Annotated in this window: 10 protein-coding genes; 2 read left to right on the top strand and 8 right to left on the bottom strand. The window is 19.6% G+C overall.

Features of this window, described 5'->3' with window-relative positions; genetic code table 11:
* Positions 1-869: 869 nt before the first annotated feature.
* From ACZ5EC_RS06290 to ACZ5EC_RS06265, 6 genes are all read right to left on the bottom strand, one after another.
* Entirely contained in the window at positions 870-2,189 is a 1,320-nt protein-coding gene (locus ACZ5EC_RS06290) for a hypothetical protein (protein ID WP_464304100.1), read from the bottom strand.
* Between the two features lie 4 nt (positions 2,190-2,193).
* Positions 2,194-3,966, bottom strand: coding sequence for a S41 family peptidase (locus tag ACZ5EC_RS06285; protein WP_464304099.1), 1,773 nt, complete (start codon positions 3,964-3,966; stop codon positions 2,194-2,196).
* Between the two features lie 94 nt (positions 3,967-4,060).
* The gene (locus ACZ5EC_RS06280; protein ID WP_464304098.1) at positions 4,061-4,303 is read right to left on the bottom strand and encodes a hypothetical protein; all 243 of its coding nucleotides are present in this window, start codon (positions 4,301-4,303) and stop codon (positions 4,061-4,063) included.
* Between the two features lie 46 nt (positions 4,304-4,349).
* Positions 4,350-5,909 (bottom strand): S41 family peptidase, encoded by a 1,560-nt coding sequence (locus ACZ5EC_RS06275; RefSeq protein ID WP_464304097.1) that lies wholly within the window; start codon positions 5,907-5,909, stop codon positions 4,350-4,352.
* Positions 5,910-6,026: 117 nt separating this feature from the next.
* Positions 6,027-6,218 (bottom strand): hypothetical protein, encoded by a 192-nt coding sequence (locus ACZ5EC_RS06270; RefSeq protein WP_464304096.1) that lies wholly within the window; start codon positions 6,216-6,218, stop codon positions 6,027-6,029.
* A 66-nt stretch (positions 6,219-6,284) separates the two neighbouring features.
* Positions 6,285-7,757 carry a radical SAM protein gene (locus ACZ5EC_RS06265; RefSeq protein ID WP_464304095.1) on the bottom strand — a complete coding sequence of 491 codons (1,473 nt, stop codon included), beginning with the start codon at positions 7,755-7,757 and terminating at the stop codon, positions 6,285-6,287.
* Between the two features lie 507 nt (positions 7,758-8,264).
* On the opposite strand from ACZ5EC_RS06265, the gene ACZ5EC_RS06260 reads away from it, so the two are divergent.
* A complete protein-coding gene (locus ACZ5EC_RS06260) occupies positions 8,265-9,437 on the top strand; it encodes a D-alanine--D-alanine ligase family protein (protein ID WP_464304094.1) in 1,173 nt (390 codons plus the stop codon).
* An 89-nt stretch (positions 9,438-9,526) separates the two neighbouring features.
* Complete coding sequence (locus ACZ5EC_RS06255; RefSeq protein ID WP_464304093.1) at positions 9,527-10,366, top strand: hypothetical protein; 840 nt, start codon at positions 9,527-9,529, stop codon at positions 10,364-10,366.
* A 51-nt stretch (positions 10,367-10,417) separates the two neighbouring features.
* On the opposite strand, the gene ACZ5EC_RS06250 is transcribed toward ACZ5EC_RS06255, so the two are convergent.
* Together ACZ5EC_RS06250 and ACZ5EC_RS06245 are read right to left on the bottom strand one after the other, a co-directional pair.
* On the bottom strand, positions 10,418-11,707 hold the full coding sequence (locus tag ACZ5EC_RS06250; protein WP_464304092.1) for an aspartate kinase: 1,290 nt from the start codon (positions 11,705-11,707) through the stop codon (positions 10,418-10,420).
* A 237-nt stretch (positions 11,708-11,944) separates the two neighbouring features.
* Positions 11,945-13,384, bottom strand: coding sequence for a hypothetical protein (locus ACZ5EC_RS06245; RefSeq protein WP_464304091.1), 1,440 nt, complete (start codon positions 13,382-13,384; stop codon positions 11,945-11,947).
* Positions 13,385-13,459: the final 75 nt, after the last annotated feature.

The raw sequence follows: 13,459 nt of genomic DNA, 5'->3' as shown, positions 1-13,459 counted from the left end.
TATTTAAGATATTTAAAAAATAAGTATAATTATATTCTAATTAAAATTTCTCTCCTTAGTATAGTTATGTAATCATTAAAATTAATCTTTTTTGAATATTAATCAAAATTATTATATTTTTATCTCTTTAGTCTTTGACAACTATAATCCAGTCGAGAAATTTTAATTAGAATATATATTAATTTAAACTGTTTAATCAAATATAATAATATCAAATTTTATTATTAACTGCATCTGCCACGGGAAATTAATTTTCACCAGTTCAGTTATGTAATTTATTATTATAATCTATTTAACACAAATAAAAAAACAATATTTGTTATCTATTAGTCTTTGACAACTGACAATCGCTCTAAAAATTTCAATTATGATATATATATATTGTTTATATTTAGTAAATAAACACTAATAATTTCAAGTTTTATTATTAATTGCACCTACCACGAAAAAATAATAAATTCTATTAATCCTTAGGTATCTGACATCCACTCGAAAAATTTTAATAATGATAGATAATATAACTTTAATTTATTTTGATTAAATAATTATAAATAAATTAATTTCAAATTTTATTATTAACTGAACCAACCACGAAAAAATATATTCTCTTTAGTCTTTGACAACTACAATCCAGTTGAAAAATTTCAATTATGATTACATATAACTTTTATTTAATTAAATATTCTACTTTCTTATTTTTTAAATATCTACTCCTGACACGGAAATAATATTTTATTCTTTTTAGTCTCTGACAACTTGCATCCACTCGAAAAATTTTAATAATGATAGATATAAAACTTTCATTTAATTAATCAAATACATTAATTTTCAATTTTATTGTTAACTACAACTAACACGGAAAATATATTTTATTCAGTTTTCTTTTTTAAAAAAGATAAAACTTGTTTCGATATAATAGAAAAGATTGATTTTAATATTCTAAAAATAAAAAACAACATTCCAGATATAAAAATAAGTTTAAATAAAATATCAATAATAATATTTAAATTAATATTTGATAATGAGATATTTTGAAATGTTATAAATAATTGTTTCAAATAAACAGGTAATATATTTTTAATCATAATAAAAAATATATAATAAAAATACCCTAAATATACATAGGTAAAGAAGGAAAAGAAAATAAAAAAATACCTTTCTGGACTTTTTATTAAAGATAAAAATGTTTTTGATTTTGCAAAATTATTATAAATATCTTTTTTCTTTACAATAAATTTTTTAAAATCTTCAAATAAATATTTAAAAAACTTTTTTGAAAAATCATGCAAATTAAACAATCCCAATAAATCTGTTAAAATCCAGTAGCCATCCCATTTAATAAATGGATTAAAAGAATAAAAAATTGAAAAACAAATTGAACCTGAATATATAATAAAAAAATCATATTTTTTATAAAAGAAAAAAAGTAACATTGAAATTGTTGCAAATATCATTTCAATATAGAATCCACCTGCATCAATTATCAACCTTTTGAATCTTAAAAGTTCCCATACTTCTGTTACATCAGAATAAAAAACAGGCATAAAAAAATAAAATCCAAATCCAATAATAGCAGGAGTTTTATTATGGTATTTTAATGCTGCAGCATGTCCAAATTCGTGCAAAACAGTTGTAAAAATTAATGCTACTGATAAATAAATATAATCAAATCCTTTTAATGAGGTTGCACTTTGTATAAACATTTTATATTTTAATATAATAATAAAAAAGCTTATTAACAATACTGGAAGGATTGAAAAATAAAAAAATTTACTAAAAAATATTTTGAATATATTTGAGATAATAAGTAATAATTTACCCTTTAATAAAGGAACTCTTAAAGAAATATAAGATTTGTTTTTATCTTTAGCAGCAATTATAAAATTGTATATTTTTTCAAATGTTGATTTAACATCATTTGATATATTTAAAAGATTATAATTATTTGAAATAGTATCATTTAAAAAATTATTATTTTCATAAATTTTATTTTCATTAAAAAAGTTTTCAATTATTTTTTTCTCTTTTTCAGAAAGTATTAAATAATTATTTTTATATTTTAAAAAATAGAAATTAACTTTAAGGCTTGTATCTAATTTTGATATTATTATCTCTTTTTCTAGATATAAATTTAAAATTGTATTAATTGTTTTTTTAAATGATATTTTTTGTTTATCAATCTGTTCCATATTTTTATTTTCTCTCTTTTTCAATAAGATTTAATGCATATTCTAAAATAGTATCTTTCCCTTTTAATAAATCATCAATAGTTTGATGAACTTCAATATCTGGTAATACTCCATGAAATATGTTTTCGTCTTGAATTATAGAAAGAGCTAAATTATAGATTAATTTTGTTTTTGGAAGGATAAAATATGCAAAATTGCCTGCCCCCCTGATAATATCAGCTGATTCTTCACCTATAATCTTTCCAAAATTATATTTTTTAAATAGATAGCTAAAACCCATTGCAGAAGAAAATATATTTGAATTTTGAATTAAATATACTTTTAAATTTTTATAATTTATATCTTCAATTGTATTTTTAAAAAACCATTTTTCAATATTATTTAAATTATAAAAACATAACATATCTGGTAAAAAATAATATAAATAATCTTTGTATTTTTTAAAGAAAAATAAATGATAAAGTAAAAAAAAATTTTTTTTGAAAATAATTTTATCTTTATATTTTTCATTTACATTTTTTCCATCTTTATTACATATATTGTGTAGTACATAAATTAAAAAGTCAGAACAAACACTATTTCCTCCTGGATTATTTTTTATATCAATAATAAGATATTTTATTCCATTTTCTTTTATAATTTTAAAAAAATCATTAAAATGTTTTATAATTCTATATGTTATAAATGGTTCTTCATTTAAATAACTATATTTTTCAAAATAATCTTTATTAAATTTATTTAAAATATATCCTTTTAATATTTTAGAATTTAATAATAAATAAAAACTCAAAAAATCAAAATAATTTATTTTTAAATAAGCTATTTTTTTATCATAATTTATGGACATTGATAAATTTTTATCTATATAACCTTTTTTAAAACCTTTTAAATATAAAAAAGAATTAAAATTTATATAATTATTTAACAACAATTTTTTTAATTCATTACTATGATTTAAATTTTTTGATTTTATTTTTAGATTAAAAGATAAATCCAGATCTTCTATATATACTTTTGTATTGTAAAAATCTATATCTCCAAAAAGATAATATAATTTATATATAAAATCATAATTTAAACTTTTTATTCTCATCTGTTTTTTATATAAATTTTCATAATCTGAAAGATAATCTAAAATATCATTAATTTTTATTCCATTTATTGAAACAATTTTTATTTTATAATTTTTTAAATTTACTTTATTTTTTTTAATATTTTCTTTTGATGCAATTTTTTCAATTAATATTTTTTTTTGCTCATCATCAACAAAATCTAATAAATAAACATTGTTATCATTATTAATAAATACTTTTGCTGGAAACAATTTTTTATAATTATATAGATAGTTGAAAAATAAATTTTCCATTACCCATAGAGAAGTATGAACATCTCTTAAGGAACATATTGTTTTATTTACTATTTTAAAAAATGATATGCTATCAACATTTTCTGCTTTTTCTATCTCTTTTTCAGCTTGATTAAAAATATTATCAAATTGTTCTTTTGAAATGAAAAAATAAGGATCTGGATATATTTTCAATATTGTTTTTTTTAAAAATCTAATATCATAAAGTGCATCATTTTTTGAAAAACTTTTGTTAATTAAAAAATATTTATAATAATCATCTTGCTTTATTTTTTTATAAATATCATTGTAAGATACTATGTTATATTTTTTAATAATATAAAGATTGTGAAAATATATAAAAGATATAAAAATAATATAAATAAATATTATAGATATGAAAACTATAAATATTTTTTTCAATATTTTCATTTATGCTTCCTTATAAACAATTTATTATTAAAACTTTTTTATTAATATTTATAAGAAAATAATTATCCCCCCATTTTATAGGGGGATAATAAAATTATATTCTTCTGCAATTAGTAAAACAATCAGTATAACAATAACCATTACATTTAGCACCGCAAAAATCGGAGCAATTTCCACCATATTGATTATTAGTACCACAAGTATTAGGATGACAATCATTATTAGTATTGACACCAGTACATATTAATATAAAACACCTGTTAATTTTGCTCATCTCCATCCTTTTTTCAAGTTCTTGAACAGTTAAATCCTGAACAATAACTTCTGTTAGATCCATAATCTCTTTGCTTATAAAAAATTTATTTTTTAAATAATAAACAATTTTATTCTCTTTCTTTTTCAATTAAATTTAATGTGTATTCTAAAATAGTATCCTTTCCTTTTAATAAATCATCAATAGTTTGATGAACTTCAATGTCTGGAATTGCAAAATCCTTGTTTAAAAAATAATAAGATGATGAAGGAATATTTAAGAAAAAGTTAGTATAGGGTAATTTAGCTGAATTTATATATAAATTACCATACATATTATCATATATATCAGGTATAGCTTCCCCGATTGTTCTACCAACTTTATATTCTTTTAATAAAGATAAAAATATAAGAGTTGATGAAAAACAATTCCTATTTTGTAAAACAAATATATTCTTTTTATAAAATTGTTTTTTTAAATTCATATTTATATTAATACTTAGATTAGTATTATTTGTTTTTTTTATAAAATTATTACAATAAAATTTATTCTTAATATAATATTTATAGTTATATAAACTTAAAAAATTTTTTCTATTGGATACAACAATATTATATTGAATTATATTATCAAATTTATCTTTAAAATATTTAAAGTTATTGGGATATAAAAAAGAAAATAATTTTAATTCAATATTATCAATTCCCCCAGGATTATTTCTTAAATCTATTATTATATTTTTTATATTGTTTTTATATATAATATTAAATATTTTATAAAAATAATTATTAAAATTATAAAATTTAAATTCTTTAACTTTTAAATAGCATAAATTTTTGTCTAAATTATATTCAAAATCAACATTGTAAAATTTTAACTTCTTATAATCTTTAAATTCTCCTCTATTAGATAAATAGGTATTTATTGAAAAATTAAGCCAGTTATTAAAAGATTCTAAAGATTCAAATAAATCTTTTAAAGTAATTAACTTAAATTTTTTATCAAAAATCAAACCATTTATATCTTTATATGTAATATCTATGTAATTTTTATTTTTATTAAAATAATCAAATAAAATATAAAAAATAAAATTATTAAATAATTTTAAATATGAATTTGTTTGAACATAATTTAAGTATTTTTTAAAATATTGTTCTGGTTTAACATTTTCTATCTTTATCAATTCATAATATTTATATATTTTATCATTATCTAAACAAAGCAAATAAAAAGTTTTTTTATTATAATATAATAGGAAAGGAATTGTTTTTAAATTTCTAATATTATTAAATTGATTTTCAATAATAAAATGTCCTTCTTTAAAAAGACTTATAAACTTAGAATATTCCAAATATAAAAAAGTTTTAATATCATTCTGTGAATTTTTTGTAAAGTTAAATTTTTTAATCTCATTTTTTATTTTATTATAATTTTTTTTAAATTTTTTTTTACTAATTCTTTTAAAAGGTTCAGGATAAAGATAAAAAATTGTTTTTTTTAATATTTTTAAATCATAAAGTGCAACTTTTTTATTTAATTTTTTTTTGTAATTATTGTTAGAGAATATAATTTTAAGTTCTTTTAAATCATTTATAAATATTAAATATCTTATATAAAAAATAGAAATTATAAGTAAAAAAAGTGATAATAACAAAATAACAATTAATTTAAAAGATTTTGACATTTTCATTTACCCTAATTCTCCATATTATATTATTTTATATAAATTTAGCTTATATAAATAATTTGCACATCCATTAAATTTGATAATGGATGTGCAAATGAGTATACTTTACTTTAAATTATTTTACCATAAAATATTATGACATGGATGAGGATTTTCGCTAAATAATGGGCATATTTCACCTGCGCAAGGCATTACAACAGCACATTCATGAGATTTAGGAGTTATTCCACTCATCTCCATTCTTTTTTCAAGTTCTTGAACAGTTAAATCTTGAACAATAACTTCAGTTAAATCCATAATTTCTTTGCTCATAAATAACCTCCACTACTTTTGTTTTATTATTTTATCCTTAAAGTGGCCACTTAGAAGGATTAAAAGTTATTTTTTTACTTCTTTTACCTCTTCTTTTTCATAATAATTTTTAGTTTTAATAATATTGTTATCATTTTTATTTTTAATATTATAGTAAATATTATTTTTATGATTTTTTTCATTCTCCTTTTCATTTAAAAATTGAATTACTACATTATTAGCTATTTCTGGAAAGTATTTGTCAATTTCCCCACAATCTTTTGAAAAGATAGTACCTGTTCTTCTATATGCTCTTGCACTGCATCCACCACCACAGATTAATGCATATTTACACCCCAAACATTCCTCCATATTTTTTACAACTCTGTTATGCCAGTAACCTTTATTATCATTAAACTTCAACCCATCTTTATATGTTCCAATTACAAATTCTTTCTTACCAACTAAATCCCAGCATGGATAGATATCATAAAAAGGGTCAAATATATACATCCCTGAATTTGCTGCACATGATAATACTTTAAACATATATGGTGATTTTGTTTTTAAAGCATTATACATTGTAGAAAATATTTGTTTATGTTGAAAATTTATATCAAACTTTTCATTTGAATATCTTTTTTCAATCTCTGTTTTTAATTCATAATTTGTAAAATAATTTTTCTTATCTTTTCCATCAACAGGGGAAATATAAAATGAAAAATTTTTATTTTTCAAAAATCCCTTTTTATCAAATATCTCTTTTAATTCTTCTATCCCTGAAAAATTTGTTTTATCCATATTTATTCTTACTGATATTCTAACACCTTTATCCAATGCAAGGTTAATATTTTCAATTATTTTATTAAATGTAGGTTTTCTACCTTCTAAAAATCTTCTTTTATTATGAATCTTTTCTGGACCATCAACTGTTATTTGAAAAAACTTAAATGTATTTCCAAGATATTTTTTATATATTTCAAGGTCATAACCATTAGTAATTGCATCAAAATGGGTAAATCCATTTTCCTTAAGTTTTTCAATCGCATATTCAACAATATCATAGTTTTCTTTCATAAGTGGTTCACCACCATAAAAAGAGATGGATTTAGCATTTTTATCAAGTTCTTTCATCACTTCAATTGCTTTATCAATATTTTGCCTATCCATTTTTTTATTTAACCAATCTTTCCCTTTTCTTAATAAATTTTTTTCATAACAATAAGGACATCTAAAATTACAATTATAACTAAATATTAAAAGAAAGCCTGCACCTTTTTTATAAATCTTTTCAAACTTATTATATGCTTTTTTTAATTCTTCTTTTTCTTCAAATAAAGTTTTATATGTTATAAAATATTTTGATTTAAAATAATCTATCTCATCTTTGTTCAATTGTTCAATCTTATTATTAATCAAAATATTTCCAAGTCTTTCTGAAATTAAAGAAATAGCACCACTAAACCCATGTAAAAGTAAATATTTATTAATTTTCTCTATTTTGGTTATTATTGTGTAGTTACTTACATGTAATTTTTTAAAGTTTTCCATTTGTGTCATATTCTTCCCCTTTTTTTAAAAAATTTAAAAATTTATTTTTATTTATTATATTTTATTAATTAATTTCATTAATTTAAAAATGTTATTTAAATTTTAAATTTTTTTATTTGTTAAAAAATAATTATTTTTATTACTATTTTTTTAAATATATTAATTGATTAGTTTATTTTTTAACATAATATGATTTTAAATATATTTTTTTTTTTTTTGTCAAGAATTTTTTTAAAATTTTTTTATTTTTTATTTTGCAATTTTTTCCCTGACTTTTACAGTTAAATTTTAAAAATGCTTATCTAATAATTTTTTGTTTAACTTTTGAAAGTTTTTTTAAATTATATTAATAATTTTAATTTTATTATGTTTCTTTTCTTGAAAAATAGGAAAAGATTGATACTATTTCATAAGAGAAATTAGAATATAAATAATTAATGAAGGTAAAAATTTTATATAAATAATAGTACTTAAAAACAATAACAACATTTTAATTATAGAGGAAAAGGGGAAATTATGAAAAAAAATATAGGGATAATTTTTGGTGGTAAATCTGTTGAACATGAAGTTTCTGTAATTACAGCTTTACAGGTTTTTGAAAATATTGATAAATCAAAATACAACCCTATTCCAATATATATTGATAAAAAGGGGCAATGGTTTACTCATCCTAAACTTTTTAAATATGAGACATTTAAAAATGAAGATTTTAATGGTATAAAACCTGCTTTTATAAAACCTATTTCTAATGATCATAATTTATATTATTATGATAAAGGGTTGGTAAGTAAGAGAAAAAAAATAAAAATTGATTTTTATTTTATCCTTGTTCATGGAACAAATGGAGAAGATGGAACTTTACAGGGGCTTTTAGAATTAAACAATGTTCCTTACTCCTCATCTGGTGTTATAGGTTCTGCAACAGGTATGGATAAAGTTATTATGAAACAGATTTTTAAATCTGAAAATTTACCAATTGTAGATTTTTTATGGTTTTATAGAAAGGATTGGGAACAGAATAAGGATTCTATAATTGAAAACATAATTAATAAGTTAAATTTTCCTGTTATTGTTAAACCTTCAAATCTTGGTTCGAGTATTGGAATTTCTAAAGCAGAGGATATAGATTCCTTGATTAATGCAATTGATATTGCAGTACAATATGATTTAAAATTTATTGTTGAAAAAATGATAAACGAAGTAAGGGAGATTAATTGTTCTGCAATTGGATATCAAGATGAAGTATTAACTTCATTACTTGAAGAACCTATAAATTGGGAAGAGTTCTTAACTTTTGAAGATAAATATATAAGAGGAAATTCAAAAAATATCAAAATTCAGGGAAAAGATTCAACAAATAAAAGAATAATTCCTGCTGATGTTAATAAAGATGTAGAAAAACAAATTAAAGAATTAACTATTAAATCTTTTAAATTATTGAATTGTAATGGGGTAGTCAGGGTTGATTTTTTGCTTGATAAAAAGAACAATGTTTATATTAATGAGATAAATACAATACCCGGTTCTCTTGCATATTATTTATGGGAAAAAAAAGGTTTAGATTTTCCTATGCTAATTGATAAAATAATAGAAATTGGATTTAAATATTATAAAGATAAAAATAGTAGATTTTTTGATTTCTCTGCTAATCTATTTAAAAAGGTTAATCCATTTAGAAATATCAAATAAAAAGTTGTAAAATAATTTGATAAAGTATGAAATTAGATGAATTAATTTAATAAATTTAATTTAATAAATTAACAGGAATAAAATTAAAAATGTTTAAAACTAAATTAATAATTTATTTGAGTTTAGTATTTGTTTTAATAATTAGTATAAGCTTTTTAGAAACCAATAAAATTTTTGCTAATGATTTATTAGTTATATCTAATGCAGAGAATCAAGAAATCTTCAATAATATAAAATCAATAAAAAATGTTTCAGTATTTAATAAAAGTTATTCTCAATATTTTATTGTAATAGAACATTTGTTAGATATTAGTTATATAAATAAATTTTTTAATGATGAATTTATTTTGATAATTTATTCAAACAAAAATCTTGATAATTCTATGGTTATGATAATGTATGATAATATTAATGATAAAATATTATTTACTAATAGATTATACTACTATGGTACTGAATTTATTAAAAGCTATATTAGCTTATATATAACTACTTTGATAAATATTCTTAATATTTATAAGAAGGAAAAGTATAATGAAATTTATACTTATTCAATTTCTACAAAAACAATTGAAGAGAATGGAGAAGATTATTATATATTTTTAAATGAAAAAGATAAAAATGAGTTAAATTTTAATAAAATTTTGTTTATGAATATTTTATTGCAAAAGTTAGAAGAAAAACAATTTTATCAAAATATACAGAAAGCTTTTTTTAAAAAAAAATTTAATAAAATTACATTTTTTGATGATTTAATTCATATTGCTATTCTTTTAACACATGAATATGATAAAGTGATAAAACATGGTGAAAAATTGTTTTATCTTTATTCAAAAAAGAAGATAAATAAAAAGTTGGCTAATATTTTAAAAAGAAAAGATATTGATGATAATATGAAATTTATAATATCATATTTAGTATCACAATAGATTATAGTAAATAATATTTATATTTTTATATAGAATAGTTTCGATCCCTGCTTATTCAGTTTCAATATATTCTTTTAAATCATTATAAAAAAGTTTTATAATTTTTTTCAAATCATATTTTTTTGAATCAATAAAAATTGAAGCAACATTCCCTTGAAAAAACATCTGTTCTTGTTCAATATTGTTTTTATTGAGTATTCTTGTTATTTTGTAAATAAAACCAGGAAAAAAATTTAAACCTTCACCAATAATATGGATAACAAACAAATTCAAATCACTTTTTTTTATTTTTATTGATTTTAAATTATTTATATTATTTTTATATTCTTCTTTAGATAAATAAATATAATAATCTTTATCTGATGAATAAAAATATTCTATATTTATATTAAATTTATTAAAAAAGGAAAGAATTTTATCGAGGTTTAAATCTTTTATTAATTTAATTTCTATAATATTTTTTTTACCTGTAATTGCTTTAATAAAAAGATTTTCACTTATTTTGTTAATTTTATTTGTTAGGACCTTAGAGTTATAATCATTATCATTGTTATCATATTTATTGTAATTATTTTCTTTATTATAATTTTTATTATTATCATCATTATAGTTTATCATAGTTCCTCCATTTGTTGAAAATGTTGAACGAACAATATAACTTTTTTTATATCTTGTAGCTAAAACGCAAGCTCTATCATGCATTACTTTTGCTCCAAGTGAAGATAAAAGGGCTGCATCTGATAAAGAAAGAGATTTGAAGGGTGAAACATTTTTTATTATTGTAGGATCAACAGGATATATTCCATCAACATCAGTATTAATAATACATTTATCTGCTTTTAAATAAATTGATAATGCTATTGCAGTAAGGTCTGATCCACCACGTCCTAATGTAGTAATGTTTTTATTTGTTGAAACACCTTGAAACCCGGCAACAATTACAACTTTGTTTTTATTTAATTCTTCTACAACTCTAAATGGTCTTATATCAACTATTTTAGCTTTTGTATGGGAACAATCTGTAATTATTCCTGCTTGGGATCCTGTAAAAGAAATTGCAGGGATATTTATATCATTTAAAGCTATAGATAATAATGCCATTGAAATTCTTTCACCTGTTGTTAGTATTACATCTAATTCTCTGGATAACGGTGTTTTGGAAATGTTATAAGCTAAAGATAAAAGTTCATCAGTGAATTTTCCCATTGCTGAAATTACAACAAGAATATTAAATCCCTGTGAATAATAGGATTTAATCTGTTTAGCAATTTTCTTTATTTTGTTTTCAGTAGAAACTGAACTTCCGCCATATTTTAAAACTATTAATTTTTTTTTAATCATTTTATTTATCTATATAGTATCGTTAATTAATAATTTGTTGTTCTAACCAAAATAATAATATTGTTTAAAATATATTTGGATTAATTTTATTAAATTAATTAATGTTTATTAATTATCTTTAATAATCTATAATAGTTTTAATAATTAATAATAATTTTAATAAAAATTATAAATATAATAATAAAAATCCAGCAAATATAATTATTTAAACATTACCAGCAACCATTAATATTAAAATTAAAATACCAGATTATAAATAAATTGTACACTTTTCTCTATTGAAATTTTTTCAGTATCAATATTTTCAATTTCAAGTGAATAATCAAGTAAGTCTTTTGATAATGTAAAAATTTTATTAAATTTAGCAGTATCTTTTCTTAATTCGTTAATAATTTTAATTACTTCTACTTCATATTTTGAAATTATATCATTTGAATCAGAAAGAGCGTTTTTAATTGAAAGAGTCCCTTCTTTAAACTGCTTTAATATATCTGTAATAAGTTGAGAAGATTTTTCCCCTTCAGTTAGAATTTCTGGAAAATCGTACATCCCTGGGATAGATTTACCATCAACTTCTAATCCTTCTAAAACACTTTTAATAAAATAGTTGTTAACTTCAAAAAGTTTATTTATTTCATTTAAAGTTTTGTCATCCAGTCCAATAGTATCTTTTAATTTATACATTATTTGTACAAATAAGTTATTTATTTTAATTACTCTTTCAAGATTTCCTACATAAAAGTTAAATAGGTCTTGAATTTCTAAAAGTTGTGGAGTTAAAGCTTTAAATTCTTTATTAAAAAGTTCTATATTATCTAAAATTTGTTGTTCAAAATTTATTATTTGTAATAGATTTTTCTTTACTTCTAAATAATTGATGAATGTAGAGGTAATTTTATTATTAGTATCCTCAATTGTTTTGTTAACTATATCTGGTAAATTATAAGTAAAAGGAGAAACAGATATTTTGAAAGAAGGGATTTTTTTTATAACTCCTTCGAATGTAATTTCAGCTTTTCCTTCTGGGAATGGAAAGATAAACATGTTTACTGAATACGATTCCCCCACTATCATTTTTACACCAGAAGTTACAGTAATATCATCATAATCAATAATTGGGATTGAGTCGGATTGAATTAAAGCAACATATGGCATATATATTTCTTCTTGTGAAGTTACAGTTTTATTATTCGGAAGAGTTTTATAACTAATATTTGCTGTGTATTTAGAGTTATTTGTTATATTAAAAACAATTTTAAATTTTCCTTTCCTGTTTAATATGGTTTTAGGATTTGAAATTTCTTTATCATTAAAATAGTATTTAAATTGCAAATTTATTGGAAGAGGGAAATTGGGTGGTAGTTTAGATCTTAAAAATACATAATCTTTTTTATTTATTGTTACATTTAAATTGTTGGAACTTGAACTTATAACAGCATTTCCATATACAGATTCAAAATTACTTATACTATTTATTTTTTTTAGACTTAAAAGTTTTTGGTTTAACCATTTTAGAATAGTTATCATAGAAATGTTTTTAATATTGCTATTGGGATTAATATTTATATAATATACTTCACTTTTGATAATTTTATTTGTATTTTCAGCAGTAATATCATAAATTGGGAATAAAAATAATAAAATTAAAATAAAAAAAGTAAATTTCTTTTTTTTCATATTGTCCTCATAAAAATAATATTACAAATAATATAAGCAATAGTTTTAATAACTAATTGTTATAAATAAATATAA

The organism is Exilispira thermophila (assembly GCF_055389015.1).
This window is presented reverse-complemented; position numbering and strand designations above follow the sequence as displayed.

Bases quoted from the DNA above. Each gene is read 5' to 3' on its own strand.
- ACZ5EC_RS06290 (WP_464304100.1), bottom strand. From the start codon at position 2,189: ATGGAACAGATTGATAAACAAAAAATATCATTTAAAAAAACAATTAAT.
- ACZ5EC_RS06270 (WP_464304096.1), bottom strand. From the start codon at position 6,218: ATGAGCAAAGAAATTATGGATTTAACTGAAGTTATTGTTCAAGATTTA.
- ACZ5EC_RS06265 (WP_464304095.1), bottom strand. From the start codon at position 7,757: ATGACACAAATGGAAAACTTTAAAAAATTACATGTAAGTAACTACACA.
- ACZ5EC_RS06280 (WP_464304098.1), bottom strand. From the start codon at position 4,303: ATGGATCTAACAGAAGTTATTGTTCAGGATTTAACTGTTCAAGAACTT.
- ACZ5EC_RS06250 (WP_464304092.1), bottom strand. From the start codon at position 11,707: ATGATTAAAAAAAAATTAATAGTTTTAAAATATGGCGGAAGTTCAGTT.
- ACZ5EC_RS06285 (WP_464304099.1), bottom strand. From the start codon at position 3,966: ATGAAAATATTGAAAAAAATATTTATAGTTTTCATATCTATAATATTT.
- ACZ5EC_RS06260 (WP_464304094.1), top strand. From the start codon at position 8,265: ATGAAAAAAAATATAGGGATAATTTTTGGTGGTAAATCTGTTGAACAT.
- ACZ5EC_RS06255 (WP_464304093.1), top strand. From the start codon at position 9,527: ATGTTTAAAACTAAATTAATAATTTATTTGAGTTTAGTATTTGTTTTA.
- ACZ5EC_RS06275 (WP_464304097.1), bottom strand. From the start codon at position 5,909: ATGAAAATGTCAAAATCTTTTAAATTAATTGTTATTTTGTTATTATCA.
- ACZ5EC_RS06245 (WP_464304091.1), bottom strand. From the start codon at position 13,384: ATGAAAAAAAAGAAATTTACTTTTTTTATTTTAATTTTATTATTTTTA.